Annotated in this window: 26 protein-coding genes and 1 tRNA gene; 11 read left to right on the forward strand and 16 right to left on the reverse strand. The window is 69.8% G+C overall.

Annotation, left to right across the window (positions count from 1 at the left end; all coding sequences use genetic code 11):
• From dnaJ to dnaK, 3 genes are read right to left on the reverse strand one after another with little or no spacing between them, the layout of a single operon-like run.
• Nucleotides 1-1,182: a molecular chaperone DnaJ gene (gene dnaJ, locus ACZ53N_RS17320; protein ID WP_469141676.1), complete on the reverse strand. Its 1,182-nt coding sequence runs from the start codon at nt 1,180-1,182 to the stop codon at nt 1-3.
• A 51-nt stretch (nt 1,183-1,233) separates the two neighbouring features.
• Nucleotides 1,234-1,914, reverse strand: a complete 681-nt coding sequence (gene grpE / locus ACZ53N_RS17325; RefSeq protein WP_362219855.1) for a nucleotide exchange factor GrpE — start codon at nt 1,912-1,914, stop codon at nt 1,234-1,236.
• Nucleotides 1,911-3,764 (reverse strand): molecular chaperone DnaK, encoded by a 1,854-nt coding sequence (dnaK, locus tag ACZ53N_RS17330; RefSeq protein WP_469141677.1) that lies wholly within the window; start codon nt 3,762-3,764, stop codon nt 1,911-1,913. The genes grpE and dnaK overlap by 4 nt, the downstream gene beginning before the upstream one ends.
• Nucleotides 3,765-4,051: 287 nt before the next feature.
• Between dnaK and ACZ53N_RS17335 the strand changes: the two genes are divergently transcribed.
• Together ACZ53N_RS17335 and ACZ53N_RS17340 are read left to right on the forward strand one after the other, a co-directional pair.
• Nucleotides 4,052-6,319 (forward strand): (Fe-S)-binding protein, encoded by a 2,268-nt coding sequence (locus ACZ53N_RS17335; RefSeq protein ID WP_469141678.1) that lies wholly within the window; start codon nt 4,052-4,054, stop codon nt 6,317-6,319.
• Nucleotides 6,320-6,547: 228 nt separating this feature from the next.
• Nucleotides 6,548-7,639 (forward strand): Yip1 family protein, encoded by a 1,092-nt coding sequence (locus ACZ53N_RS17340; protein ID WP_469141679.1) that lies wholly within the window; start codon nt 6,548-6,550, stop codon nt 7,637-7,639.
• Nucleotides 7,640-7,714: 75 nt separating this feature from the next.
• Here the strand turns inward: ACZ53N_RS17340 and ACZ53N_RS17345 are convergent, their stop codons facing one another.
• Both ACZ53N_RS17345 and dcd read right to left on the reverse strand, forming a co-directional pair.
• Complete coding sequence (locus ACZ53N_RS17345) at nt 7,715-8,212, reverse strand: phosphoribosyltransferase (RefSeq protein WP_130878710.1); 498 nt, start codon at nt 8,210-8,212, stop codon at nt 7,715-7,717.
• 25 nt (nt 8,213-8,237) lie between these two features.
• Nucleotides 8,238-8,813 carry a dCTP deaminase gene (gene dcd / locus ACZ53N_RS17350; protein ID WP_030366976.1) on the reverse strand — a complete coding sequence of 192 codons (576 nt, stop codon included), beginning with the start codon at nt 8,811-8,813 and terminating at the stop codon, nt 8,238-8,240.
• 533 nt (nt 8,814-9,346) lie between these two features.
• Here dcd and ACZ53N_RS17355 point away from each other — a divergent pair.
• Nucleotides 9,347-9,420 (forward strand) — tRNA-Gly (locus tag ACZ53N_RS17355).
• A 90-nt stretch (nt 9,421-9,510) separates the two neighbouring features.
• Here ACZ53N_RS17355 and ACZ53N_RS17360 read toward each other — a convergent pair.
• Nucleotides 9,511-10,299: a GntR family transcriptional regulator gene (locus ACZ53N_RS17360; RefSeq protein WP_469141680.1), complete on the reverse strand. Its 789-nt coding sequence runs from the start codon at nt 10,297-10,299 to the stop codon at nt 9,511-9,513.
• A 105-nt stretch (nt 10,300-10,404) separates the two neighbouring features.
• On the opposite strand from ACZ53N_RS17360, the gene ACZ53N_RS17365 reads away from it, so the two are divergent.
• The 3 genes from ACZ53N_RS17365 to ACZ53N_RS17375 are packed head-to-tail and all read left to right on the forward strand — an operon-like array spanning nt 10,405 to nt 11,709.
• Entirely contained in the window at nt 10,405-10,812 is a 408-nt protein-coding gene (locus ACZ53N_RS17365; protein WP_469141748.1) for an NUDIX hydrolase, read from the forward strand.
• 46 nt (nt 10,813-10,858) lie between these two features.
• The gene (locus ACZ53N_RS17370; protein WP_469141681.1) at nt 10,859-11,287 is read left to right on the forward strand and encodes an ATP-binding protein; all 429 of its coding nucleotides are present in this window, start codon (nt 10,859-10,861) and stop codon (nt 11,285-11,287) included.
• Nucleotides 11,284-11,709 (forward strand): hypothetical protein, encoded by a 426-nt coding sequence (locus ACZ53N_RS17375; protein ID WP_469141682.1) that lies wholly within the window; start codon nt 11,284-11,286, stop codon nt 11,707-11,709. Before ACZ53N_RS17370 ends, ACZ53N_RS17375 begins: the two co-directional genes overlap by 4 nt.
• 269 nt (nt 11,710-11,978) lie before the next feature.
• On the opposite strand, the gene ACZ53N_RS17380 is transcribed toward ACZ53N_RS17375, so the two are convergent.
• Both ACZ53N_RS17380 and ACZ53N_RS17385 read right to left on the reverse strand, forming a co-directional pair.
• A complete protein-coding gene (locus ACZ53N_RS17380) occupies nt 11,979-12,302 on the reverse strand; it encodes a hypothetical protein (protein ID WP_469141683.1) in 324 nt (107 codons plus the stop codon).
• Entirely contained in the window at nt 12,299-13,468 is a 1,170-nt protein-coding gene (locus ACZ53N_RS17385; protein ID WP_469141684.1) for a Shedu anti-phage system protein SduA domain-containing protein, read from the reverse strand. The genes ACZ53N_RS17380 and ACZ53N_RS17385 overlap by 4 nt, the downstream gene beginning before the upstream one ends.
• A 230-nt stretch (nt 13,469-13,698) precedes the next feature.
• Here ACZ53N_RS17385 and ACZ53N_RS17390 point away from each other — a divergent pair, with 230 nt between their 5' ends.
• Together ACZ53N_RS17390 and ACZ53N_RS17395 are read left to right on the forward strand one after the other, a co-directional pair.
• The gene (locus ACZ53N_RS17390; protein WP_469141685.1) at nt 13,699-13,947 is read left to right on the forward strand and encodes a type II toxin-antitoxin system CcdA family antitoxin; all 249 of its coding nucleotides are present in this window, start codon (nt 13,699-13,701) and stop codon (nt 13,945-13,947) included.
• The gene (locus ACZ53N_RS17395) at nt 13,944-14,345 is read left to right on the forward strand and encodes a PIN domain-containing protein (protein WP_469141686.1); all 402 of its coding nucleotides are present in this window, start codon (nt 13,944-13,946) and stop codon (nt 14,343-14,345) included. Before ACZ53N_RS17390 ends, ACZ53N_RS17395 begins: the two co-directional genes overlap by 4 nt.
• Before the next feature lie 27 nt (nt 14,346-14,372).
• On the opposite strand, the gene ACZ53N_RS17400 is transcribed toward ACZ53N_RS17395, so the two are convergent.
• Nucleotides 14,373-15,047: a DUF4232 domain-containing protein gene (locus tag ACZ53N_RS17400; RefSeq protein ID WP_469141687.1), complete on the reverse strand. Its 675-nt coding sequence runs from the start codon at nt 15,045-15,047 to the stop codon at nt 14,373-14,375.
• A 206-nt stretch (nt 15,048-15,253) separates the two neighbouring features.
• On the opposite strand from ACZ53N_RS17400, the gene ACZ53N_RS17405 reads away from it, so the two are divergent.
• The gene (locus ACZ53N_RS17405) at nt 15,254-16,549 is read left to right on the forward strand and encodes a helix-turn-helix domain-containing protein (protein WP_469141688.1); all 1,296 of its coding nucleotides are present in this window, start codon (nt 15,254-15,256) and stop codon (nt 16,547-16,549) included.
• Nucleotides 16,550-16,738: 189 nt separating this feature from the next.
• On the forward strand, nt 16,739-17,266 hold the full coding sequence (locus tag ACZ53N_RS17410) for a DUF4232 domain-containing protein (protein WP_469141689.1): 528 nt from the start codon (nt 16,739-16,741) through the stop codon (nt 17,264-17,266).
• Between the two features lie 25 nt (nt 17,267-17,291).
• Here the strand turns inward: ACZ53N_RS17410 and ACZ53N_RS17415 are convergent, their stop codons facing one another.
• The 3 genes from ACZ53N_RS17415 to ACZ53N_RS17425 all read right to left on the reverse strand — a co-directional run bounded on the left by ACZ53N_RS17415 (nt 17,292) and on the right by ACZ53N_RS17425 (nt 19,615).
• Nucleotides 17,292-17,495, reverse strand: coding sequence for a ferredoxin (locus ACZ53N_RS17415; protein ID WP_469141690.1), 204 nt, complete (start codon nt 17,493-17,495; stop codon nt 17,292-17,294).
• 4 nt (nt 17,496-17,499) lie between these two features.
• Nucleotides 17,500-18,732 (reverse strand): cytochrome P450, encoded by a 1,233-nt coding sequence (locus ACZ53N_RS17420; RefSeq protein ID WP_469141691.1) that lies wholly within the window; start codon nt 18,730-18,732, stop codon nt 17,500-17,502.
• Between the two features lie 397 nt (nt 18,733-19,129).
• Nucleotides 19,130-19,615 (reverse strand): carboxymuconolactone decarboxylase family protein, encoded by a 486-nt coding sequence (locus ACZ53N_RS17425; RefSeq protein WP_469141692.1) that lies wholly within the window; start codon nt 19,613-19,615, stop codon nt 19,130-19,132.
• 47 nt (nt 19,616-19,662) lie between these two features.
• Between ACZ53N_RS17425 and pdxR the strand changes: the two genes are divergently transcribed.
• Nucleotides 19,663-21,078 carry a MocR-like pyridoxine biosynthesis transcription factor PdxR gene (gene pdxR, locus ACZ53N_RS17430; RefSeq protein WP_469141693.1) on the forward strand — a complete coding sequence of 472 codons (1,416 nt, stop codon included), beginning with the start codon at nt 19,663-19,665 and terminating at the stop codon, nt 21,076-21,078.
• Between the two features lie 10 nt (nt 21,079-21,088).
• On the opposite strand, the gene ACZ53N_RS17435 is transcribed toward pdxR, so the two are convergent.
• The 4 genes from ACZ53N_RS17435 to ACZ53N_RS17450 form a co-directional block, all read right to left on the reverse strand.
• Nucleotides 21,089-21,781, reverse strand: coding sequence for a nucleotidyl transferase AbiEii/AbiGii toxin family protein (locus ACZ53N_RS17435; protein WP_469141694.1), 693 nt, complete (start codon nt 21,779-21,781; stop codon nt 21,089-21,091).
• Between the two features lie 168 nt (nt 21,782-21,949).
• A complete protein-coding gene (locus tag ACZ53N_RS17440) occupies nt 21,950-22,957 on the reverse strand; it encodes a hypothetical protein (protein ID WP_469141695.1) in 1,008 nt (335 codons plus the stop codon).
• Complete coding sequence (locus tag ACZ53N_RS17445) at nt 22,954-24,057, reverse strand: hypothetical protein (RefSeq protein WP_469141696.1); 1,104 nt, start codon at nt 24,055-24,057, stop codon at nt 22,954-22,956. Before ACZ53N_RS17445 ends, ACZ53N_RS17440 begins: the two co-directional genes overlap by 4 nt.
• Before the next feature lie 312 nt (nt 24,058-24,369).
• On the reverse strand, nt 24,370-24,882 hold the full coding sequence (locus ACZ53N_RS17450; RefSeq protein WP_469141697.1) for a cupin domain-containing protein: 513 nt from the start codon (nt 24,880-24,882) through the stop codon (nt 24,370-24,372).
• Between the last annotated feature and the right edge of the window lie 253 nt (nt 24,883-25,135).

Consider the following 25,135-nt stretch of genomic DNA (forward strand, 5'->3'; position numbering starts at 1 on the left):
TCAAGCTCCCTTCGCGGCCTGGAACAGCTCCGCCCGAGGGTCCTCGTCCGCCGTCGCGTCGCGGTAGGCCTCCAGGGCCTCCCGCGCCTTGTCGTCGAGATCCTTGGGCACGGCGACCTCGACGGTGACCAGCAGGTCGCCGCGGGTGCCGTCCTTGCGCACCGCGCCCTTGCCGCGGGCGCGCATCGTCCGGCCGTTGGGTGTGCCGGCCGGCAGCTTGAGGGTAACCGGAGGGCCCCCGAGGGTGGGCACCTTCACCTCGCCGCCGAGCGTCGCCTCCACGTAGGAGATCGGCACGGTGACGGTGAGGTTGTCGTCCTTGCGCCCGAAGACCGGGTGCGTGCCGACGTGCACCACGACGTACAGATCACCGGCCGGCCCGCCGCGCTCGCCCGGGGCGCCCTTGCCGCGCAGCCGGATCCGCTGCCCGTCGGAGACACCCGAGGGGATGCGGACCTGCATGGTGCGGGAGGACTTGGCGCGCCCACTGCCCTTGCACACGTCGCAAGGGTTCTCGGGGATCAGCCCGCGGCCCTTGCAGTCGGGGCAGGGGTCGGTCAGCGAGAAGCCGCCGCCCGTGCCGTGGGAGACCTGTCCGGTGCCGACGCAGGTCGGGCAGACCCGCGGCGTGCCGTTCTTGTCGCCCGTGCCGGAGCACGCTTTGCAGGCGGCCGAGGAGGACATCCGCAGCGGGACCGTGGCCCCGTCCACCGCCTCGGTGAAGCTGAGCGTCACCTCGGACTCGATGTCCTGACCGCGCCGCGGCTGGGTACGGGTGCCCGAACCGCCGCGGTTGAAGAGGCCGCCGAAGACATCACCGAGGCCACCGCCGCCGCCGAAGCCGCCGGCACCCGCTCCGCCCTGGGCGCCCCCGAAGAGGTCGCCCAGGTCGAAGTTGAAGGAGCCGCCGCCCGCGCCGCCCGGGCCCGGGCGGTAGCCGCCGTTGCCGAACAGGGCGCGGGCCTCGTCGTACTCCTTGCGGCGCTTGGGGTCGGCGAGGACGTCGTTCGCCTCGGAGATCTCCTTGAAGCGGTCCTCGGCCTTGGCGTCGCCCTTGTTGGCGTCCGGGTGGTACTCGCGGGCGAGCTTCCGGTACGCCTTCTTGATCTCGGCCTCGGTGGCGTCCTTGGGCACGCCGAGGACCTTGTAGTAGTCCTTCTCGACGAAGTCCTTCGTGCTCATCCCCGGCGTCCCTCCTTCCGGTCCCCGCTGTCCGTCGTCACGTCAGGCACGTCAGCCCTTGTCAGGGCCACCGCTCTCCTCGGCCGCGTCCTCGTCGCCCTCGCCCTTCTGGGCGCCGGGCTGCGGCTCGGCCACGGCGACCCGCGCGGGGCGGATCGTCCGCTCGCCGATCCGATACCCCGGCTGCAGGATCTGCACGCACGTGGTCTCGGTGACGTCCGGCGCGTAGCTGTGCATCAGGGCCTCGTGCACCAGCGGGTCGAAGGGCTCGCCCTCCTTGCCGAACTGCTGCAGGCCCATCTTGGCGACGACCGTCTCCAGCGATTCGGCGACGGACTTGAAGCCGCCGACCAGCTCGCCGTGGTCACGGGCGCGGCCGATGTCGTCGAGCGTGGGCAGGAGCTCGGACAGGAGGTTCGCGACCGCGATCTCCTTGACCGTGACCCGGTCCCGCTCCACCCGGCGACGGTAGTTCTGGTACTCGGCCTGGAGCCGCTGGAGGTCCGCGGTGCGCTCGGCGAGCGCGGAACGGGCCTGGTCCAGCTGCGCCGTGAGGGCCGCGTCAGCGCCCTCCTTGGCCTGGGCGTCCGGTCCTTCGGTCGGTGCGTCCCCAGCCGGGGCCTCCGGGCCCGCCGTGTCGGCGGACCCGGCGGCCTGCGCCGCATCGTCGGGGGCTGCGGCGTCGGAGGGGACGTCGGGCTTCTCCTCGAAGCCCGGGGTCTCCTCCGTCACGCGGCACCGTCCTTCTTGGGCTTCTCGTCGTCCACGATCTCGGCGTCGACGACGTCGTCCTCGGGCTTGGGCTGACCGGCGTCGGCACCGGGGGCACCCTCGGCGCCACCCGCGGCCTGGGCGTCGGCGTACATGGCCTGGCCGAGCTTCTGGCTGACCGCGGCGACCTTCTCGGTCGCGGTGCGGATCTCGGCCGTGTCCTCGCCCTTGAGCTTCTCCTTCAGCTCGCCGACGGCGGTCTCGACCTCGGTCTTGACGTCGGCCGGGACCTTCTCCTCGTTGTCCTTGAGGAACTTCTCGGTCTGGTAGACGAGCTGCTCGGCCTGGTTGCGGGTCTCGGCGGCCTCGCGGCGGCGGTGGTCCTCCTCCGCGTACTGCTCGGCCTCCTGGCGCATCCGGTCGACCTCGTCCTTGGCGAGCGAGGAGCCGCCGGTGACGGTCATCTTCTGCTCCTTGCCCGTGCCGAGGTCCTTCGCGGTCACGTGCATGATGCCGTTGGCGTCGATGTCGAAGGTGACCTCGATCTGCGGGACGCCACGCGGGGCCGGCGGCAGGCCGGTGAGCTCGAACATACCGAGCTTCTTGTTGTACGCCGCGATCTCGCGCTCGCCCTGGTAGACCTGGATCTGCACGGACGGCTGGTTGTCCTCGGCCGTCGTGAAGATCTCGGAGCGCTTGGTCGGGATCGTGGTGTTGCGCTCGATGAGCTTCGTCATGATGCCGCCCTTGGTCTCGATACCAAGCGACAGCGGGGTGACGTCGAGCAGCAGGACGTCCTTGACCTCGCCCTTGAGGACACCGGCCTGGAGGGCGGCACCGATGGCGACGACCTCGTCCGGGTTGACGCCCTTGTTGGCGTCCTGACCACCGGTGAGCTCCTTGACGAGCTCGGCGACGGCCGGCATACGGGTCGAGCCGCCGACGAGGACCACGTGGTCGATCTCGGACAGCGCGATGCCGGCGTCCTTGATGACGTTGTGGAACGGGGTCTTGCAGCGGTCGAGCAGGTCCGCGGTCAGCTGCTGGAACTGGGCGCGGGTGAGCTTCTCGTCCAGGTGCAGCGGGCCCTCGGCGGACGCCGTGATGTAGGGCAGGTTGATCGAGGTCTCGGTGGACGAGGACAGCTCGATCTTCGCCTTCTCAGCGGCCTCGCGGAGGCGCTGGAGGGCCATCTTGTCCTTGGACAGGTCGACGCCGTGGCCGTTGGCGAACTGCTTGACCAGGTAGTCGACGACGCGCTGGTCCCAGTCGTCACCACCGAGGTGGTTGTCACCGTTGGTGGCCTTCACCTCGACGACGCCGTCGCCGATCTCGAGCAGCGAGACGTCGAAGGTGCCGCCACCGAGGTCGAAGACCAGAATGGTCTGGTCGTCCTTGTCGAGGCCGTAGGCCAGGGCGGCGGCGGTCGGCTCGTTGACAATACGCAGGACGTTGAGGCCCGCGATCTCACCGGCCTCCTTGGTCGCCTGACGCTCGGAGTCGTTGAAGTACGCCGGGACGGTGATGACCGCGTCGACGACCTTCTCACCCAGGTAAGCCTCGGCGTCACGCTTCAGCTTCTGCAGGATGAAGGCGCTCATCTGCTGCGGGTTGAAGTCCTTGCCATCGATGTTGATCTTCCAGTCGGTGCCCATGTGGCGCTTGACCGACCGGATGGTCCTGTCGACGTTGGTGACGGCCTGGCGCTTGGCGACCTCGCCGACCAGCACCTCACCGTTCTTCGCGAAGGCGACGACGGACGGCGTGGTCCTGGCGCCCTCGGCGTTGGTGATGACGGTGGGCTCACCGCCTTCGAGAACACTGACGACGGAGTTCGTCGTACCCAGGTCGATGCCGACCGCACGTGCCATGTCAATTCCTCCAGCCGACTTGAGTGGAACAGACTCAAGAGTGCAACACGACGGCAAACCTGTCAACGGACCTGAGTCGGCCCCACTCAACTTTTATGTCAGGCTTACCGTCACTCGCGGGCGGTGGGGAGACGCGGCGGGACGGGGAAGGGTTGCCTGGGCGATGCAGATCACCGGCACGTCAGGTTCATGCACGGCCGAATCCTGGGTAATCTCGGCTGGGACTGGATAAGTTACTGCTTAGTAATTCGCTCTCCACAAGCTCTGGCAGGTTCGAGGAGCCACCCATGCAACTCGCCGCGATCATCGTGTCGCTGGTCCTAATCGCGGTCGGTGTTGCGCTGCTCGGCCGCGCCGTCGCGCAGTTCGTCCGATACTTCCGGCTCGGCGCGCCGGTCCCCGCGGGGACCCGAACCGACGAGCCGGTCACGCGCACGGTCACCGTGGCCAAGGAATTCCTCGGCCACACCCGTATGAACAAGTGGGGCGTCGTCGGCGTCGCGCACTGGTTCGTGGCCGTCGGCTTCTTCTCGCTGCTGCTGACGATCGTCAACGCCATCGGCCAGCTCTTCCAGGCCGACTGGCTGATCCCCGTCATCGGCGACTGGCTGCCGTGGGAGATCTTCGTCGAGTTCCTCGGTCTGATGACGACGCTCGGCATCCTCGCCCTGATCGTCATCCGGCAGCTGAGCAAGCCCGGCAAGGCGGGCCGCAAGTCCCGCTTCGCGGGCTCCAACTTCCGCCAGGCGTACTTCGTCGAGGCCGTCATCCTCATCGTCGGCGTCTGCATCATGACGCTGCACGCCCTGGAGGGCGTCCAGCACGGCGTGGACAGCTACGACGCCGGGTACTTCGCCTCGTACCCGCTGGTCCTGGCCTTCAAGGGCCTGAGCCTCACCGCCGTGCAGAACCTGACGTACCTCTTCGCGATGATCAAGATCGCGACGTCGTTCACCTGGATGATCACGGTCTCGCTGAACATCGACATGGGCGTGGCCTGGCACCGCTTCCTCGCCTTCCCCAACATCTGGTTCAAGCGCGAGTCGAGCGGCGACGTCGCCCTCGGCGCGCTGCTGCCGATGGTCAGCGACGGCAAGCCGATCGACTTCGAGGACCCGGGCGAGGACGACCAGTTCGGCGTCTCCCAGGTCGAGCACTTCTCCTGGAAGGGCCTCCTCGACTTCTCCACCTGCACCGAGTGCGGCCGCTGCCAGTCGCAGTGCCCCGCCTGGAACACCGGCAAGCCGCTGTCGCCGAAGCTGCTGATCATGGCGCTGCGCGACCACTCGCACGCCAAGGCGCCCTACCTGCTCGCGGGCGGCGGCAAGACCGCCGAGGGCGAGGAGAAGGCCACCGAGGAGCAGCTGAAGGACGTTCCGGCCGCCGCGCTGGCGGAGGCCGAGCGCCCGCTGATCGGCACCCTCGAGGAGAACGGTGTCATCGACCCGGACGTCCTGTGGTCCTGCACCACCTGCGGCGCCTGTGTCGAGCAGTGCCCGGTCGACATCGAGCACGTCGACCACATCGTCGACATGCGCCGCTACCAGGTGATGATCGAGAGCTCCTTCCCGTCCGAGGCGGGCACGATGCTCAAGAACCTGGAGAAGAAGGGCAACCCCTGGGGCCTGGCCAAGAAGCAGCGACTGGCCTGGACGAAGGAGGTCGACTTCGAGGTCCCGGTCGTCGGCAAGGACATCGAGGACCTCACCGAGGTCGACTACCTCTACTGGGTCGGCTGCGCCGGCGCCCTGGAGGACCGCGCCAAGAAGACCACCAAGGCCTTCGCGGAGCTGCTGCACATCGCGGGCGTGAAGTTCGCGATCATGGGCGGCGACGAGGCCTGCACCGGTGACTCGGCCCGCCGCCTGGGCAACGAGTTCCTCTTCCAGCAGCTCGGCCAGCAGAACGTCGAGATGCTGAACATGGCGTTCGGCGAGGACAGCGACGACGAGTCGACGAAGAAGCCGAAGAACAAGAAGCGGATCGTCGCGACCTGCCCGCACTGCTTCAACACGATCGCGAACGAGTACCCCCAGCTGGGCGGCGAGTTCGAGGTCATCCACCACACGCAGCTGCTCCAGCACCTCATCGACGAAGGCAAGCTGGTCCCGGTCACCCCGGTCGAGGGTCTGATCACCTACCACGACCCCTGCTACCTGGGCCGGCACAACAAGGTCTACACGCCGCCGCGCGAGATCATCGCGAAGGTGCCGGGCCTGCGCAACGAGGAGATGCACCGCCACAAGGAGCGCGGCTTCTGCTGTGGCGCCGGTGGTGCGCGCATGTGGATGGAAGAGCGCATCGGCAAGCGCATCAACAACGAGCGTGTCGACGAGGCGCTGTCCCTCAACCCGGACATCGTCTCCACCGCCTGCCCCTTCTGCCTCGTCATGCTGACCGACTCGGTCAACGGCAAGAAGAACGACGGCAAGGCGAAGGAGTCGATCCAGGTCGTCGACGTCGCCCAGCTGCTGCTGGAGTCGGTGAAGACGCCGGAGGAACCGGCCGACGACGGCGAGCCCGTCTCCGAGCCGGAGCCCGAACCGGCGAAGTAGCCGCCTGGTACTCGTGCGGTCCTTGTGCCGCCCTTGTGCCGCCCTTGTGTGAACGGCCGGTCCCCCGCGCAGTGCGGGGGACCGGCCGTTGCCGCGTACGGCTCCTGACGGCCCGTCCGGCGGCGGTGGACACGGCCGTCGCAGTCCTCACGACGTAGGCCACAGGTACCGCACCGGGCGGCGAAACCCTCCCGCCGTCCCAGCCGCCCCTGGGCTTTCCCCTAAGGGATGTCACAGCTCGGCCGCAAAGACTGCCCGGTTCCCCCGGGCCCGGCTCCACGGGCTCTCCGGAGCGGGTACGTTCGAAGCGTGGCTGGATTCAGGATGGGAAGCGGACGGGACGCGCACGGCACCCGCCCCGCGCAGCAAGGACAGCGCCTCGGGCAGCAGGCCCCGTACGGCGCCCCCGGCGGCATGCCCGGGGGCGGCGCGGGCGCGCCCGGCGGGCAGCAGTGGCAGCAGCACGGCGGGCACGGTGAGCCGGAGTACTTCGGGGGCGGTGGCGGTCAGCAGGGCGGCCCGTACGGTCAGCACGACCCGTACGGCCGGCAGGCCCCCCAGGACCCGTACTACGGGCAGCACGCCCCTCAGCCGGGCCCGACGGCCGACAATCCGGGCCACACCCAGCAGTTCAGCGTCGGCGACGCGGACGCGTACGGCCACCAGGCCCCCTACGGCCCGTACGGCGACGACGGCTACGGCAACGGCTCGTACGACAACGGCTCCTACGACGACGGCGCGACCTACCGTGCCGGCCAGGCGCCCGTCCCGCCCGTGGGCCCGCGGCTGCACTGGAAGGAGCTGCTGACGGGCATAGTCCTGCGCCCGTCCGCCACCTTCTGGCAGATGCGCGACCACGCCATGTGGGCCCCGGCCCTGATCGTCACCTTCATCTACGGCCTGCTCGCGGTCTTCGGCTTCGACAAGGCCCGCGCGGACGTGTTGAACGCCACACTCTCCAACAGCATCCCGTGGGTCCTGATCACCGGCGTCGTCGTGGTGGTCTCCGGCATGATCCTCGGCGCGGTCACCCACACCCTCGCCCGCCAGCTCGGCGGCGACGGCGAGTGGCAGCCGACCATCGGTCTGTCGATGCTGCTCATGTCGGTCACGGACGCGCCGCGGCTGCTCTTCGCGATGTTCCTGGGCGGCGACAGCCCGTTCGTCCAGGTGGTGGGCTGGGCGACCTGGCTGGTGGCGGGCGCGCTGTTCACCTCGATGGTGAGCAAGTCGCACGATCTGCCGTGGCCGAAGGCGTTGGGCGCGTCGGCGATCCAGCTGATCGCCCTGCTGTCGATCATCAAGCTGGGCACGCTGTAGACCGGCCGGCTACGACAAGGGCCCCGGCCCGCGCTGCGAGCGCGGGCCGGGGCCCTTGTCGTTGAGGAGTGCCGCTTACGCGTCGAGGACCTGGCCCTCACGACGGACCACCGGGGGCTCGACGCTCCACGGGAAGTTGATCCACTCGTCGGTGCGCTTCCACACGTACTCGCACTTCACCAGCGAGTGCGCCTTCTCGTAGATCACGGCGCTGCGGACCTCGGCGACGTGGTCGAGGCAGAAGTCGTGCACCAGCTTCAGCGTCTTGCCGGTGTCGGCGACGTCGTCCGCGATCAGCACCTTCTTGTTGGAGAAGTCGATCGCGTTGGGCACCGGGGCGAGCATGACCGGCATCTCGAGCGTGGCACCCACACCGGTGTAGAACTCGACGTTCACCAGGTGGATGTTCTTGCAGTCCAGCGCGTACGCCAGCCCACCCGCGACGAAGACACCGCCGCGCGCGATGGAGAGGATTATGTCCGGCTCGTAGCCGTCGTCCGCGATGGTCTGCGCCAGCTCACGGATGGCCTCCCCGAAGATCGGGTAGGTCAGGTTCTCGCGGATGTCACTCACTGTTCGCTCTTCGCCTTGTTCTGCGTCAGACCTGGGTGCGGTGGAAGTTCTGGAAGGACCGCGAGGGCGTCGGCCCGCGCTGGCCCTGGTAGCGGGAGCCGTGCTTGGCGGATCCGTACGGGTGCTCCACGGGTGAGGTCAGCCGGAACATGCACAGCTGCCCGATCTTCATCCCCGGCCACAGCTTGATCGGCAGCGTGGCCATGTTCGACAGCTCCAGCGTCACGTGCCCGGAGAAACCCGGGTCGATGAAGCCGGCAGTGGAGTGCGTCAGCAGGCCGAGCCGGCCGAGGCTGGACTTGCCCTCCAGCCGCGAGGCCACGTCGTCGGGGAGCGTGATGACCTCGTACGTCGAGGCGAGCACGAACTCACCCGGGTGCAGGATGAACGCCTCGTCGCCCTCCGGCACCACCTCGCGCGTGAGGTCCGCCTGCTCGACGGCGGGATCGATGTGCGGGTACCGGTGGTTCTCGAACACCCGGAAGTAGCGGTCCAGACGCACGTCGATGCTCGACGGCTGCACCATCGATTCGTCGAATGGGTCGATCCGCACCCGGCCTGCGTCGATCTCGGTCCGGATGTCCTTGTCTGAGAGAAGCACGGGTCGAGGATACGCGGAGAAGCCGGGCAACGCGGGCCCGGTCCGATCCGGACCGGGCCCGCGCGCCGCCTCACCCCTTCTGAACTCCCACCGGCACGGAATGCCGGAGCCGGGCACAGCGCGGGCAACGCAGCAGCCGCGCGGGGCCGAGCCGGCCGGGACCGAGGTTCTGCATCGGGAACGAAGCGGTGCTGAACACGTGCCCTTCGGCACAACGAACGACGGTGCGCTCCATCGAGCTCCCTTTCCCCATGGCGGCACTCACTGCGTGCCCCCGCACAACACGAAAGACAAAAGCCACATTAGGGGATCTAAGGGGCGGGCTCGCACGCGGCACTCCCGTACCCGCACCACGACTTCCGGCGCCCCCACGGTACGCCCCAACTCCCGCCCCCCGCGCCCGCATCCCCACCCTGGCCGACCACGGCCCCCCGGAGCCCGCCCACAACGAGAAGACCCCACGGTCTATGCACCGGGGGGTCTCGATGGGGTAGAGTGTGCGACGATGCGACGCCTTGCAAACGGGCGTCCTCGCGGGTGTAGTTTAATGGTAGAACATGAGCTTCCCAAGCTCAGAGCGCGAGTTCGATTCTCGTCACCCGCTCCATTCAGAAAGCCCCAGGCCCCCGGCCCGGGGCTTCTTTGTTGTCTCCTTCTGCGGCCGTCGCCCACATGACGCGCACATGGGCCCCGACTACTAGGTGGCGGGCAGTTGGTATGCCAGGACATACGTGTCGGCGGCCATGACGGTGTCGCAGACCTCGACGGCGCGCCCCTCCGTGTCGTACGCGGTCCGGATCAGGTGGATGACCGGAACACCCGAGGCGAGTTGCAGGGTCTTGACCTCGGAGGGGGTGGGCATCCGGGCACGAACCTCCTCGTCGAAGTGGTCCAGACGGTGGCCGAGTTCCTCGAGGCGGGCATAAATGCCACCGGGCCCGGGGTTGGGCTCGGCGATCGGAGTGTTCCGCGCGAGGTCGAGCGGGATGTACGAGACGGCGAACTCCACCGGGCGGTGGTCGAGCAGGTAGCGGCGCCGACGGGCCAGCACAGGGCGAGGCGAGCCGAGACGGGCGGAAATATCCTGGGCGGGCCGCTCCTCACTCACCTCCAGGCTGTCGACCTCGGGGCGGCTCCCGGCGGCTTCGGCTTCGACCGTGAAGGCCGACTTGCCCTGCTCGCGGTGCCGGCGGGCGAAGCGGTCGGAGGCGAGACGGCGAACAGGAGGGCGAGGACGGACGAAGACGCCCTTGCCGTGCTCGGATAGCACCAGACCCTCGCCCTGGAGGATCGACAACGAATGGCGCACGGTCATCCGTGAGACGGCATAGTGCTCCACCAACTCGGACTCGGAAGGCAACTTGCCGCCTTCAAGGAAGCGGCCCTTGTCGATGGCGTCACGCAATTGGTCAGCAATCTGGCGAAACACCGCCCGATCACTCGTGGGATCCAGCGCACCGAGGAGACCGGAAGGAAGAGAGGCCATCTGTACTCCTTTAGATATCTAGACAAGTGGCTGAGCCGCGTTGCTACGGTGGAGCCTAGTCAGCCAAAGGGGACCAGGAACGTGAGCACCGAGCGTCCGCACTCCGTGAGCGTGGCCGGGGTCATCGTCGATGACTGCGGGCGAGCCCTGCTGATCAAGCGGCGGGACAACGGCCAGTGGGAGCCGCCCGGTGGCGTCCTTGAGGCCGGAGAGACCATCCCCGATGCCCTGGAGCGCGAGGTCCTCGAAGAGACCGGAATCAAGATCGCGACTCCGGCCGCGCTGACTGGCGTCTACAAGAACATGACGGGCTTGATCGTCTCCCTCGTCTTCCGCTGCGAAGCGATCGACGGGGACCCGACCACGGGCGCCGAGACCCGCGCTTTGCGCTGGGCGACGCGCGATGAAGTCATCGAGCTTGCCGACGAGGCGTACGCCATACGCGTCCTGGACGCCTTGGACGCGGCTTCCCCGCCAGCCGTCCGGGCCCACGACGGCGTGAAACTCGTCTAGCTGAAATCCACTACCCATGGCGGCCCACCAGCGTAAAGGAACTTGTATGGATGAGTATACGAGTAGAGTCCGAGCTTGGGGGCTCACTTGCCCAGGTTCACCGGAAGAGGTCGGCCGGGCCCGACGCTGGGCGCGCGACATCCTGGGCGACTGTCCCTGCACCGAGGACGCCACCCTGATCGTGAGCGAGCTGAGCAGCAACGCCGTGACGCACACCGCGAGCGGCAATGACGCGGGGCTCTTCCACATCACGCTCGCCCTGTCCGAGCGGGTGGTAGCCATCTCCGTCATGGACGCCGGCGGCTCGGCGACGGGCCCAAAAGTCGAGCACGCGAGGGCGGCGGATACCCATGGCCGTGGGCTCGCCCTGGTCTCGGTTCTCGCGGAGAACGTGGCCATCTGCCGGAACTCTCAGGGCTACACGGTGACCGCTGAGCTGCTGATGCCGCCGAAGAGCATGAGGGGTGCGCGATGACGGGCGCGGGGGCGGATTTGCGGTCCGGCTACTGGTGCGAGTGCACGACGTTCGCTCCCGGTTCGGGAGAAGCCGCGGAGCTTGTGGGGTCGTTCGACGCCGACAGCGTTTCTCAGGTGCTGGTGTGGATCCGCGTCGCAGTGCGGGAGATCGCGCCTGCCTTGGCCAAGGAGGCGGCGGAGGCGGCGCAAGAATGGATGGCGAGCGGCTGCCGCTCGACCCGGCAAGCCCTCATGGCCGGCCAGGCCGACACGCTGACCATCATCCATGGGCGCACGGTGATCACCTGGGCCGTCAGGCGCGTTCAGTTCCTACCGTGGGCCCACCGGGCGGGCGATCGCCTTCCCGAGTGCGCCGACCGGTTTACGGCGACCCCGATCAAGCACTTGAAGGCCAACCGCACCGAGCCAGCCTCTGAGTAACAACCTTCTCTACAGGTTCAAGGCGGCTCGCCGGGCCGCCGTTCCTGTCTTCGCCCCACGCCGACCCGGCGGCCCAGTCCGCTCGGCACGTCTACCCGCTGGTGCTCACGGGCGGCTATGGCCGCGCAGGCACGCGGGGGTTGGTCAACCGCCTCAGTTCGACGCCCGAGCGGCGACCGACTGCTGGAGCCACACAGAGCTCGAAGAGCTCGACCGCCGTCATGCCCCAGGCCCGGCCCGGGGCTTTGTTGTTATCCGCCCGGAGGTCGTCAGGCACGTCCCGGGCGCAGGTGGCGGGAGGCTGCCAGGCAGGAGGACAGCCACGTCATCTCCATCCGATTGATGATGAGGTTGTCGACGGTGATCAATCCCTCCAGTTCGCCGTCCACCCGGATCGAGTGGTCGCCGACGCGGCACATCTGCCAGTCCATGTCGCTGTGCCAGAGCCGGGCTGTCTTCTCGCCCGGGCGTTGGGCGAAGACGAGTTCTTCCGCGTACTCGTTCATGAAGTAGCCGACATAGTCCTTGCCGGTGATCTCACCACCACAGAGGCGGGCCAGGAGCGGCTCGATCGCTGGAGGGGTGTCGTTCATGCCGTGGGCTCCTCGTTCGGGTCGGGGTCCTGCCGTGCCGACGAGAGGGCCAGCATCCGGGCCGCCGAATCCAGCAGGGTCTCGTACGTGATCACTTCTATGCGTGCCGTGTGCGTGTTGTAGGTCCGCAACGTCTCCGCGATCTCCTGGGGCGCGATGCTCCCCTTCACATATCGCGGATGCCCGATCACGACCGTCGCCGAGGCCCTGCGCGTGTCGACGCCGTACTGCTCGAGGATGGACTGGCGGTTCTCGTCCATCACCCGGAGATAGTTCTGCGCCTGGGAGACTGCGTGGTGCGCCGGTGCGCCCAGCATCAGGTGACCGCTGGGCCGGATGACCAGGTCCTTGATGTTGGCGCGCTTGAGTTCCACCACGTGCAGGGATCCATCACCGCGCAGGAGCGGAATATCGAGAATGGTGTCCGGCGTGTACTGGCGGCGGGCAAGCTCGGCCACGTAGGCGCCACCGAAGATCCACTCCTGGTTCTTCAGACAGGCGTGGATAGCTCCCTCGGAGCTGTCAGGGTCGTCCACCGCCGCCCGCAGGGCCGAGAGGCCGGCCTGCCTGGCCTTCAGTTCGAGCAGTTGGGCCAGCAGTCCCGCGTCGGCGTCCGCCAGGACGTCGCTCATCATCCGAGCGGCCTCGGCAGAGGCAGGTCGGGGCAGGTTTCGGAGCACTATCTCCATGTGCCCGTACTCCTGGAGCCGCTTCAGGTACTTGGCGGACAGCTGGATGCCGCCCTCTCCGGCCCCGAGGCCCAGGTGGTCGGTGGACCGGGCGATGCCGTGAAAGAGGGCACGGACATCGGCGGCGGTCGCTTCGGGGTTCTCGTCGCACAGGGCATCCACGACAGCCACCGCGCGCTCGGCGCCCTCGGCGGCCATCCGCCGCATGAACTTCTCGCTGCGCTGCCGCGCTTCCTCGTCGTAGTAGTTCTCCAGGATCTCGAGGAAGAGTTCACCTCGGGCGTAGGCGGCGAAACGTTGAAAGCGCCGGGCGAGCTCGATGTCCTCGTGCAGGAGCGCCTCCTGGGCAACGTCCTCCAAGGCATCCACCAGTGGTCTGCCCTTGCCGTACGTCCTGCCCCCCATCATTCTCAACACCGCGTCGATGCGACGCCGTACGTCCACATGCTCGGTGAGTTCGTGTGCCGCCTGAACCATGTGTAAGAGCGTGGAACTGGATCGGAAATTCGCCATGCGGGGCACCCTAGAACCGGGCACTGACAACTACCTCCGGTCCGCGTGGCCGCCTGGCCCTCATCGAGGGTGCCGGGCCTCGACACCCCCAGCCCGGCAATCCGCGCCATGGGAGCAGAGCCTTGGTCGCACTCTTCTCAGAACCCATCACGAGGCGCGGACGTCGTGGCGCATACTTCGGTATGCTAGTCAGCATGTCCTCCACGACTCGTATCACCGTCACGCTACCCAGCGACCAAGTGGCTGAGCTCCGTAAGCTCACGGACAACGTTTCCGGTTATGTGGCAGAGGCAGTGGCCCGGCAGATCAGGCACCAGCTCATGGGCGATGATCTCCGACGCCATGAACAGGAGCACGGCGCCTTCACCGACGAGGAACTCGCGGAAGCCCGAGCCAAGATCTTTGGTACCGCCGGCGCCAGCCGACGCACGGACGCTGCATGAGCGAGCGCTTCGAGACCGTCGTCCTGGACTCGGAAGGGCTCTCAGCCTGGCTCGGGCAGGACCGCAAGCTGCTCGCGATGTTGAAGGTGTTCCACGACACCGGGGCCGACCTTGTCGTCGGGGCAAACACCATCGTGGAGGTCAGCCACACCCGCATGAACTTTTCTCGCCTCAATTGGGCACTGTCACGGGTGAAGGTTGAGCCGGTCACGGAGCAAGCCGCGAAGGCCGCCGCCGAACTCCTCAAGAAGACCGGTCTGCACGGCCACAAGTACGCCATCGACGCCACCGTGGCCGAAGTGGCACTGCGCCAGCCAAGGCCAGTCGCGCTACTGACATCCGACACCGACGACATGGTCAAACTCTGCGGCGACCACGTCCGCGTCATCAGCCTCTGACCCTCGGCGCGAGTCGGCCCTTCCGGGTCAGGAGAGGGCGTCTTCCGCCGTGGTCACCCAGTACGTGACGCGCAGCGAGTCGTCGATGTGTACGCCCTTCGCCTGGAGGGCGGCCTTGGTCATCTTGTCGCTGCCCTGGAAGCCGATGTGCAGGGTCCGGGCCGTGCGGCCCTCGCCGCCGGTGCCGTCGCCGGCGGAGAGGATCACGCCCGCGTAGCCCTCCTTGCCCGGGGCCAGCGAGGTGACCGCCTGGGGCTTGGTCGCTTCCATGACCGGCGGGACGGACTGGGCGCCCTCGAACTTGACGATCGGGTAGCCCTTCAAGTCGCACATCTTGGAGCCCGTGTTGGTGACCGTGAGCAGCATGTGGTTGAGCGGGCGGGAGACCGGTGTGGCCGTGACTTTGGTGTTGGCGGCGGTGCAGGGCACGCGGTTCGCCGGGGCGTTCGGGTCGGTGTCCTTGGCCGGTGCCGAGGCGCGGCCCCCTCCCTTGCCCGTGGCACCGGTGGCAACGGGGGTCTTGGCCTCGGCCGTCCCGTCGGGCTTCGGGGACGGGTCCTCCTGGGTCACCGCGTCCGAGGGCTGCGTGGCGGCGCCCTCCTCGCGTACTCCCTCCCCGTTGTCACACGCCGTCAGGGCGAGCGCGGTGAGCGCGAGGGAGGCGACGGCGAGCAGGCGGGGTCGGCGGACGGAGGCGCGCATGGCGGATCTCTTTCTTCATGGGGCAGGCAGCGGAGCGCCGCTCGACCGGATCCGGGAGCGGCGTGCTTGGATGACGAAAGCTTGTGCGACGCCGTGTCCCGGGCGCCAGCACCGCTGGCCGGTTAGGGACGCTGGAACGTTGGCACCGGCGCTGACCTGGGGGAATGGGTGTTCTCTGGAACGAGGACATGGGACGGAGGAGTGGCGTGGGGGCAAGCGATCTCGCGGAGTTGCTGCGATCGCTGAAGGAGCGGTCCGGCCTGAGTTACGGGGTGTTGGCCAAGCGGCTGCACGTCAGTACGTCGACCTTGCACCGGTACTGCAATGGCTCCACCGTGCCGACGGAGTTCGCCCCGGTGGAGCGGCTGGCCCGCCTGTGCAAGGCGACTCCGGAAGAATTGATCCAGGTCCACCGGCAGTGGATCCTCGCGGACGCGGCGCGCGGCCGTAAGCCGCAGGCGGACGGGGCGTCAACCGACGCCGCTCCACCGGACGTCGCGGCTCCGGTACCCGAACCGACTCCCCCGGCCTCGTCAGGCGACCGCCCGCTGCGGGAACGGCGGTCCCGGAGGGCCGTGCTCGCCGCCCTGGCCGTCACCTGCGTGATGGGCTCCGCCGCGCTCGCCGTCAGCCTGGCCGGCAACGGCACCGATGACGACGGGAAGGAGCGGTCCGCCGCGGCCGCCTCCTCGAGCAGAACCGGGGCGACCGCGCCCGGGAAGCCCGGCAAGGGCGGGAAGGACGGACAGCGCCCGTCCGAGACCCCGTCCTCCTCTCCGAAGGAGGAGAAGGACGGGAAGAACGGGGAGGAGAAGGAGCGCGGCGAGCCCGCCGCATCCGCCGGGGCGGACGACACCGCCTCGCCCTCGTCACCCGGTCAACAGAACGACAGCGACAGGGGCGACGCTCCCCTGACCGCCCACACCCGGCCCTACGCCTACGAGAGCCCCTGCTCCCAGAGCTATCTGGTCAACCGGGGCCCGCGCGAGATGCCGAAACCCCCCTTCGAGCAGGACGCGCCCGCCTGGGTGTCCGAGCTCGGCGCCGTCTCCGCCGACCAACAGTTCGTCAAAATCACCTTGCAGGGCACCGGCAAGGACGCGGTCGTGCTCGAAGGGCTGCACGCCCGGGTGGACAGCACGAAGGCGCCGCTCGCCTGGAACGCCTACGCCACGGGTGTCGGCTGCGGCGGCGACGTGGCGACGCGGTCCTTCGGCGTCGACCTCGGGGCCGGGGCGCCCACACTCGCCCCGGTCGGCGGTCAGCGCGACTTCCCGTACAAGGTGAGCCGCACCGATGCCGAGGTCTTCTACGTCAAGGCCGACGTCGGGCAGCACGACGTGCGGTGGCACCTTGAGCTCCAGTGGTCCAGCGGCGGTCGGCACGGGACCCTCCGGATCGACGACCAGGGCAGGCCCTTCCGCACCAGCGGTTCCGCGGGCAGGCCCGCGTACCAGCAGCCGCTGGGGGATACGCGGTGGTCGCCCGCCCCGGTGGGCTGACCGGTCCGGGTTCCACCGGAGCGTTCCACGGCCCTGCTGTTTCCGCAGGTCAGACCGTATACATTCGTTCCGGCTTCCCGGAAGCCCCGGCAGGCCTTGATGCCGTGACGGGCGGCCCCGCACGCTGATCAGGCCCCGGGCAACACCGGGGCGATCACCATGCACTGACATCCCATCAGGAGAGCCACCATGCGCTTCGCACGTCTCATCGCCTCCGCCGCCCTCTCCGGCGCCGCTGTCCTGGCGACCGCGGCCGTTCCCGCACAGGCCGTCCCGCAGGCGGACCGCGGCCCGGTCGGGGCGCTCTGCTCCACCGCGTCCGCCGACTTCACCGTGCGGAATGTGAGCCGCCCGATCAACCACCAGCTGCTGACCGTCACCAACACCGGTTCCGAGACATGCACTCTCCTCAAGGCCCCGCTTCTGGGCTTCGACGACGACCAGTACGTCGGCGCCCAGGCGGTGGAGGAGTCCGCACCGCAGTCGGTCGTGACGCTCAAGCCGGGCCAGTCCGCCTACGCGGGCATCCGGCTGTCGTCCGCCGACGGCTCCGGGGAGAACGGCCGTGATGTCCGCACCCTGCATGTCTTCCTCGACAGCGGGGAGGGCTCCGAGGGCGGGCCCGACTCGATCGCCTTCCCGAAGGGCACGTGGATCGACGACAGCGCGGCCGTCACCTACTGGCAGTCGAACGTCTCCGACGCCCTGGTGTGGTGACCGCGGTGACGGTGGAGCCCTGCGTTCACGCTCCGGGGTCCGTGACGGTGATGGCACCGGACGGGCAGACGTAGGCGGCCCTGCGGGTCACGGGCGTCTGGGAGGGGGGCGGTTCGGCGTTCAGGAGGAGTACCCGGCCGCCCTCGGTGTCCTGATCGAACACCTCGGGGGCGGTCAGTGCGCACATCCCGGCGCCCAGGCAGCGCTCGCGGTCGACACTGATCTCCAACGGTCTACTCCTCGCCCCAGGTGACGGGGAGCCGGTGCACCCCGTAGATGTTCATGTCGGTGCGCAGCGGCACGTCCTCGGGCGGGACGGCCAGGCGCAGCGTCGGGAAGCGGGTGAGCAGGGCCGGGAAGGCGACCCGCATTTCGACGCGGGCCAACTGCTGGCCCAGGCACTGGTGGATGCCGTGACCGAAGGCCAGATGACCGGTGGCCTTCCGGTGGATGTCGAGGGTGTCGGGGTCGTCGAAGCGGGCCGGGTCGCGGTTGGCGGCCTGGGGCGAGATGGTGACCGACTCGCCGAGCCTGATCAGCTGTCCGTCGAGCTCGACGTCCTCGAGCGCGGCCCTGACGCCGGTGTGGGTGATGGTCAGATAGCGGAGGAGTTCCTCGACCGCCTGGTCGGCGAGGCCGGGGTCGGCGCGCAGGGCCGCGGCCTGTTCGGGGTGGGTCAGCAGGGCGAAGGTGCCGAGGCCGATCATGTTGGCCGTCGTGTCGAGGCCGGCGGCGAGCAGGAAGGCGGCGATGCCGGCGAGTTCCTCGTCGGTGAGGTCGCTGGTGGTCAGATCGCTGAGCACGTCGTCGGTGGGGTGGGCGCGCTTGTCCCCGACCAGTTCCCGGAAGAATTCCCCGAGTCCGGTCAGCGCGGCGATCTGTTCGTCCGGGGTCGCCTCCGCAGCGGTGATCGCTGCGGCGCGGTCCATGAAGACCCCGCGTACGGCCTCGGGTACGCCGAGGAGTTCGCAGATCATCAGCGCCGGCACGGGGTAGGCGAAGGCTTGGACCAGGTCCACGGGCGGTCCTTGGCGTTCCATGGCGTCGAGGTGTTCGGCGGTGATCTGCTCGACGCGTTCGGTGAGGGCGCGCATCCGGCGGACCGTGAACTTGCCGGCGAGCAGCCGCCGGTAGCGGGTGTGCTGGGGCTGGTCCATTCCGGTGAGGTCACCGACCGTGGCCGGGGGGATCTCCATGCCTTCCACGCCCGGGAAGGGGTAGTGCATGAGCTCGTAGCGGGAGCTGAAACGGGTGTCGGCGGCGATCGCCCGCACCGTGGAGTGGCCGGTGGCCAGCCAGCCCAGGTGGCCGTCGGGGTAGCGCAACCGGGTGAGCGGCTGCCGCTCGCGCAGGTCCGCCAGCTCGGCGGGCGGATCGAAGGGGCATCCCTGGGGGCGCCGGGTCGGTAACGTCACGGCCTCCTGGGTGGCGGTCTCGGGGGAGTTCGTCGACGGTTCGTGCTGCATGGTGGTCTCCGGTACGGATCGAAGGCGCGGATCGATGGCACAGGTCGATGACACGGGTCGATGACACGGGTCGGATCGCGGATCACAGTGCGGGTCGGAGTGGGTGGTGCGGGCGCCGTACAGCTCTGGGCGCCGTACAGCTCCGGATGTCGCGGTAGAGGCGGACCGGGCCCACAGGTGGCCGACCGACCAGCACGAAGCCCGCGACGCCATCATGGCATCACATTGGCACCACCACAAGAAGATATGGCACCCATGGCGCCATGGTGACACCAGGCGGCCCGGCTCAGGCAGCACCGACTCAGGCCGCACCGACCACTCCCCGAGCGCCCCCGAGCGCCCCCGAGAGTCAAGAAAGCCCCAGGCCACCGGCCTGGGGCTGCCCCCCATGGGACCGTCAGGCGCGGTCGTCCGTGCCCGGGATCTTCGCCGTGGCGATCGCGATGCGGTTCCAGGTGTTGATGGCGAAGATCAGGGCCAGCAGCCGGGCCAGTTCCCCGTCGTCGAAGTGGGACGCCGCCTCGGCGTAGACGCCGTCCGGGACGCCGCCGGCCGGGAGCAGGGTGACGGACTCGGTCAGGGCGAGGGCCGCGCGTTCGCGGGCGGTGAAGAACTGCGCCGCGTCGCGCCAGACGGCCACCATGTGGAGGCGCTCCTCGCTCTCGCCCGCCTTGCGGGCGTCCGAGGTGTGCATGTGCAGGCAGTACGCGCAGCCGTTGAGCTGCGAGGCGCGGATCTGGACGAGCTCGACCAGGGCCGGGTCCATGCCCTCGCGGGCGGCGGCGTCGAAGCCGATCAGGGACTTGAACGCCTTCGGGGCCGAGCGCGCGAAGTCGATACGGGCGGGTCGGGAAGGGGCGGGGGTGCTGGCATCCATCGTCATGATCATGAATGTAGGTGCTTGATCGACCGGCGGTAAGGTGCACTTCCATGGCGGAGAACTGGGTCAATTGGGCGGAGCGGATCGGCCGCGACCTGCATCTGGAGCTGTCCGGGCCGGGCAGCCGCCGCGCGGTGCTCATCCGGGCGCTGCGCGATGCCGTCCGCTCGGGGCAGTTGGCGCCGGACACCCGGCTGCCGCCCTACCGTTCGCTCGCCGCCGACCTCGGGCTCGCCCGTAACACCGTCGCGGACGCCTACGCCGAGCTGGTCGCCGAGGGCTGGCTCACCGCCCGTCAGGGTTCCGGCACCCGGGTGGCCCGGCGGGCCGCGCCACCGAGGCCCGTACGGGTGCCGAAGAAGGCCCCGACGGGCCCGCCACGGCCCGCGCACAATCTGCGCCAGGGGCAGCCCGACGCCGCCTCGTTCCCCCGGGGCGCCTGGCTCACCGCCGGCCGCCGGGCGCTGAACGCCGCGCCCAACGACGCCTTCGGACCCGGCGATCCACGCGGCCGGCACGAACTGCGACGGGCGCTGGCCGACTATCTGGCGCGGTCCCGGGGCGTGCGGACCGACCCCGAGCGGATCGTGGTCTGCTCGGGCTTCGCCCCCGCGCTGCGGCTGCTGTTCGGGGGTGTGCTGCGCGGGCCGCTGGCCGTGGAGTCCTACGGGCTCGGCTTCCACCGTCAACTGCTCGCCGCCGCCTCGGTGCGTACGGTGCCGATCGGTGTCGACGAACACGGGGCGCGCACTGAGGAGTTGGCCGCGCACAAGCCGGTGCGGACCGCGCTGCTCACGCCCGCCCATCAGTTCCCGACGGGCGGGCCGCTGCACCCGGAGCGGCGCGCGGAGGTCGTCGACTGGGCGCGGGCCCGGGGCGCTCTGGTGCTGGAGGACGACTACGACGGGGAGTTCCGTTACGACCGGCAGCCCGTCGGCGCGGTGCAGGGGCTGGATCCCGAGCGGGTCGTCTACATCGGGTCGGTCAGCAAGAGCCTGTCCCCCGCGATCCGGCTCGGCTGGATGGTGCTCCCGGACCATCTCGTCGACCCGGTGCTGGCCGTCAAGGGCGACCGGGAGGCGTGGGCCGGGGTCCTGGACCAGCTCACCCTCGCGGACTTCATCGACTCCGGCGCGTACGACCGTCATCTCCGCCGGATGCGGCAGCGCTACCGCGACCGCCGCGACCGGCTCGTCGCGACCCTCGCCGAGCGCGCCCCGCACATCCGGGCCAGCGGTGTCGCGGCCGGCCTGCACGCCGTGCTGGAACTGCCGTCCGGCACCGAGCAGTCGACCCTCAAGGCGGCCACCTGGCAGGGGCTCGCCGTGGACGGCCTGGCGGAATTCCGGCACCCGGATGCCACGACTCCCCAGGTCGACGGCCTGGTGGTCGGTTTCGGCACCCCGCCCGACCACGCCTACGGCGCCGCGCTGGACGCGCTGTGCCGGGCGCTCCCACCGGGCTGACGAAAGTCCCTTACAGCTCGTCCTCCACCGGTGCTTCCTCCATGAGCCGCTCGGCGATGTCGTCGGCCCACTGCTGGGCCCAGCGGCGCAGTGCGGCCGTGGCGGCCTCGTCGAGCCCGTACGCGGCGAACTCCCGGTCGTCGATCCACTCCGACCGTTCGAGCCGTGCCTGCAGGTCGGCCGGGTCGAACGCGTCCCGCCCGTGACGCCGGCCCCACTCCTCCAGCCCGGCGTAGGACCACCGGTCGGAGCCGGACCACACGTCGACGAGGTCCCGGGCGAGCCCGAGATCCGCCAGCGCCCGCACCTTCAGGCCGACCGCGTCCTCCACGGCGAGGACGGGCCCGTACTCGCCCGGTACCGGGGGACGCCACAGCGTCTCCTTGACGAGGTCCACGGCGCACGCGTCACTCGGTCCGGCCATGGCATCGGGCTCCGGGCCCCGCACCGCGAGGCGGGCCGACAGCGGCTCGGCCGTCAGGTCCGCCACCCGCCAGCCCCTCGCCTCCAGGCCCGCCCGCAGGGCCGACGCCACGTCGGCCATCGGCGTCGGCGTCTCGGTGACGAGGTCCAGGGTGCGGCTCGGGCGGTCCACCAGTCCGTGCGCCTGCAGGGCGTAGCCGCCACCGAGGACGAGCGCGTACGGGGCGCCCACCTCCAGTACGTCAGGGAGCAGCAGCCGGTGCGGCCCGGAGAGCCTCACGCGGCGGGCTCGGTGTGCGAGCGGGCGTGAGCCGGGCGGTCCGCCCCCGAGGAACCGAGGTGCCTATGACGGCCGGGACAACGGCCGGGATCATCCGGGAACGTGAGGTCAGACGGCATGGGCGGGATTATTCCGCACGACCGCGCCCGGGGCCGGGAGCCGACGTGCTCACCAACCCGTCGCCCCCGTCACGCCCAGCAGCTCCTGCAGCAGCCGTTCCGCGTCCTCCACGCTGATCTCGACCAGGTGCGGGGGATCGTCGTCCCGCGCGTCGCGGAACCTGAACATGGCTCTGCTGCTCCGCCAATAGCCGGAGGGTGAGAAGTCCGTGTCGTCATGGTGTTCCGGGGTCCGGCGCTGCCGGAAGACCGTCCTGGGGGGCTTGCCCCTGCTCCAGGCGTAGTCGCCGGCATACAGCGCCCAGAAGCGCACCCCCTCGGCGGCCACGGGGGGTTCCGGTTCCCGCTGCGGTGGCAGCTCCGATTCCACATCCCTGACCGGGGGGTGGTGGTACCGCTCGCTCTGGTGGACCACGGCCCGCTCTTCCTGGCGGCTCGGCAGGTCCCTGCCGTCGGATCCGATCCGCCGGTACCGGCTGGTGCGGTACCGCACATAGTCGCCGTGGTTCTTGGACCGGGCCCAGTAGCTCCCGGGCGTGTGGAACTGGATCTCGAACTTCCGCGGGGAGCCCTCGTCACCCCCCTGCCAGGCCGTGTGCAGCGCCTTGTGGATCGGGTCGCTCCAGGTGTCCCGCTCCGAGCCGGGGACGAGCGCGTAACCCTTCGCCCGCAGCAGCGCGTACGCCCGCTCGACGCCCTCGGTGAGGTGCTCCTCCGGGAAGGTCAGCGTGTAGCGGTTGAGGTCGACGACCCGCTCCGTGATCTTTTCCAGCGGCACCCGCGCGGCCAGTTGTCCGGCGCTCCGGACGCGGAAGGCCTGCAATGCCTTGAGGCGGTGCTGCGGCTCCCGCAGCGTGCCGCCGACATCGGCGGTCCGCCGCAGGACGTCCGCCATGACGTCGTCGAGGGCTGCCACGTCCGAACGCGCCTGTTCCCAGCGGGCGCTGAGGGCCGCGTTCTGGTTTGCCGTCAGCTCCAGGTGCGCCCCGAAGTCCGAGGGCCGGCAGCGCCAGGCGCCGGTGCCGGTGAGGGTGGGGGTGTTCGTCCCGGTCGTCACAGCTCGGTCGCCCCCAGTACTCCGCACACGCGGTACAACAGCCGTTCGGCCTCGTCGCGGTCGATCTCCACGAGGTGCGGGGGGGTGGACGGGCGCGGGTCGAAGAAGTCGAAGACCGCCGTGGTCGGGGCCCAGACGTTGGCGGCGGTGAACGCCTCGTCGTGTATCCGCTCCGGGCTGCGGCGGCGCCGCACCACCGTCGTGGGCTCCTCGCCCGCCCCGAGGTCGGCCTCGTCCACGTAGAGCGCCCAGTACCGCACCCACGTCTGCCGGTCCGCCTCCAGCTCGGCGGCCCGCTCGCCGGTCACCGGGTGCAGCGCCTCCTCCTGTGGCGGGTCGACGTCGCCGTTCTCCTCGACGGCGTGCCACTGCCAGTCCAGCAGCGACAGGTACTCCCAGTCCTCCCCCAGCCGCCGCCACAGGGCGCCCGGCCGCCCGGGGGTGTAGGGGGCATCGGCCTCCAGGCCGTAGGTGAAGCGCCGGTTCTCCCAGCGTCGTCGCCCGGCCGCCGCCTCGGCCATGACGGTGGTGAGGGCTTCGGTGTCCGTGGGCGGGGCCGGGGCGTCGGCTATGTGACCCGCTTCGCACTCGGCGATGGGGTAGTTGAGGCGGATGCGCTCGATCGTCGGCCAGAGCAGGTTCTGGTGCCAGTGGGTGAGGTCGTTGCCCACGCGCGCCGGGTCTGCGTCCCGTTGTGCCGCCGCGCGCCACGAGGACCGGAGGGCGGCGAGCTCTTCCACGACCCCGCCGTGGGCGGGCCAGCACGGGGCGATGTGGAGGTGGGGCTGGGTGACGTAGTGCGCCCGGAGCCAGTCGACCCAGGTGGTCAGGTCCTGCCAGTCACGCTCGGACGCCCGCAGGGACCAGGGGAGTTGGCCGCCCCGGTCGGCGGTCGCGCGGCCCTCCAGGTCGTTCAGCCGGTCGACGACACCGATCAGCGCCCCCTCGACCTCGCCGTAGTCGTGCTTGATGGCGAGCGCGAACTTCTTGATCTCCTCGACCACGCCCTCCTGCCACGGCCGCAGGCGGGCGACTTCCTGGCGCAGCCGGTCCACCTCCTCGTGGAGCGACTCCTGGCTGTCTTCCACCTGTTCCCCCATCCGCTGCCGTCCTGCCCGGCCGGCGGAGCGAGGTCTGACGCACGAAGCCTGTGAAGCGGTACGAAGCGCGCCCGAAGCGTTCGAAGCGACCCCCCGCCGGACCGCTGCGACGGTAACACCCCAGGTGGAGCGGGCCTCCCAGCGCCTCGGCGGTGATTGCCCAGGGAGCTGGGCCGTGTCCGGCGGGTCGGGTGAACGGGCGCCGCGGCCCGTGTCGTCCGCACCACCGCTGCGCGGCGGTGTCCGCCCGCAGGGCGCTCGCCGCCGCAGACGGCAACGACGGCCCGCGGCCGAAGATCCGCCGAACAGGCCCTAGCGGACACCCGCGGCGCGGGTCTCGCGCCAGAGGGGGCTGTCGACGTAGTGGTTGTCGAAGCGCTCCGAGGACGCCTTGATCTCCTCGACGCTCGCCTCGCCCTTGTTGACCCGGTCGAGCAGACGGTAGTAGTCGAAGCGGTCCATGCCCGGGGTGAAGACGAGCAGGGCGTCGGCGAAGGAGCCGGGGGCCGGGGCGAAGGCGTGGGGCGTGCCCGGGGGGACGGCGAGGAAGTCGTTCTTCTCCAGGACCACGACGCGGTCGTCGATGAGGACCTGGAGCGCGCCGTCGAGGACGAAGAACATCTCGGTGGCCCGGGTGTGGAAGTGCGGGGGCGCGCCCGCGACGCCCTCGTCGAGGATGGTGCGGTTGGTGGTCACCGCGCCGCCCGTGCGGTCGGAATCGGCGATCAGGGTGATCAGGCTGCCGGGGGCGTCGGCGGTGATCTCCGCGTCGGCCTCCCGGACGAGGACGACGTCGTCGGGGCGGGGGAACTCGGTGCCGCTCAAGGGGTGCTCCTCAGGGGAATCGTGCGTGGGACTCGCCGCTCGCTTGCTGTCCGCGGCTTCACGACTACGAATCTAGGCCGCCAGGCGACCGGCCCCATGGTTCATTTCATTGCCGAAATCATGGGTCAATTCCCATGCTTCCCGCGCCGCGTCACGGCCCCCGCACGATCGGGCAGGGCGGTACGCGGGGACGCGCAACCCTGCCGGGCCCGTACACACGGCAAAGCCGCCCCCGGGGTGGACCCGGGGGCGG

Source organism: Streptomyces sp. NPDC033229, assembly GCF_055576875.1.

Excerpts from the sequence above, each read along its gene's own strand:
- ACZ53N_RS17360 (WP_469141680.1), bottom strand. The coding sequence starts at position 10,299 with ATGGCCTCTCTTCCTTCCGGTCTCCTCGGTGCGCTGGATCCCACGAGT.
- ACZ53N_RS17335 (WP_469141678.1), top strand. The coding sequence starts at position 4,052 with ATGCAACTCGCCGCGATCATCGTGTCGCTGGTCCTAATCGCGGTCGGT.
- ACZ53N_RS17340 (WP_469141679.1), top strand. The coding sequence starts at position 6,548 with ATGTCACAGCTCGGCCGCAAAGACTGCCCGGTTCCCCCGGGCCCGGCT.
- ACZ53N_RS17400 (WP_469141687.1), bottom strand. The coding sequence starts at position 15,047 with ATGCGCGCCTCCGTCCGCCGACCCCGCCTGCTCGCCGTCGCCTCCCTC.
- ACZ53N_RS17370 (WP_469141681.1), top strand. The coding sequence starts at position 10,859 with ATGGATGAGTATACGAGTAGAGTCCGAGCTTGGGGGCTCACTTGCCCA.
- ACZ53N_RS17395 (WP_469141686.1), top strand. The coding sequence starts at position 13,944 with ATGAGCGAGCGCTTCGAGACCGTCGTCCTGGACTCGGAAGGGCTCTCA.
- dnaJ (WP_469141676.1), bottom strand. The coding sequence starts at position 1,182 with ATGAGCACGAAGGACTTCGTCGAGAAGGACTACTACAAGGTCCTCGGC.
- ACZ53N_RS17420 (WP_469141691.1), bottom strand. The coding sequence starts at position 18,732 with ATGCAGCACGAACCGTCGACGAACTCCCCCGAGACCGCCACCCAGGAG.
- ACZ53N_RS17390 (WP_469141685.1), top strand. The coding sequence starts at position 13,699 with ATGTCCTCCACGACTCGTATCACCGTCACGCTACCCAGCGACCAAGTG.
- dnaK (WP_469141677.1), bottom strand. The coding sequence starts at position 3,764 with ATGGCACGTGCGGTCGGCATCGACCTGGGTACGACGAACTCCGTCGTC.
- ACZ53N_RS17425 (WP_469141692.1), bottom strand. The coding sequence starts at position 19,615 with ATGACGATGGATGCCAGCACCCCCGCCCCTTCCCGACCCGCCCGTATC.
- ACZ53N_RS17385 (WP_469141684.1), bottom strand. The coding sequence starts at position 13,468 with ATGGTTCAGGCGGCACACGAACTCACCGAGCATGTGGACGTACGGCGT.
- ACZ53N_RS17445 (WP_469141696.1), bottom strand. The coding sequence starts at position 24,057 with ATGGGGGAACAGGTGGAAGACAGCCAGGAGTCGCTCCACGAGGAGGTG.
- ACZ53N_RS17380 (WP_469141683.1), bottom strand. The coding sequence starts at position 12,302 with ATGAACGACACCCCTCCAGCGATCGAGCCGCTCCTGGCCCGCCTCTGT.
- ACZ53N_RS17410 (WP_469141689.1), top strand. The coding sequence starts at position 16,739 with ATGCGCTTCGCACGTCTCATCGCCTCCGCCGCCCTCTCCGGCGCCGCT.
- ACZ53N_RS17375 (WP_469141682.1), top strand. The coding sequence starts at position 11,284 with ATGACGGGCGCGGGGGCGGATTTGCGGTCCGGCTACTGGTGCGAGTGC.
- pdxR (WP_469141693.1), top strand. The coding sequence starts at position 19,663 with ATGGCGGAGAACTGGGTCAATTGGGCGGAGCGGATCGGCCGCGACCTG.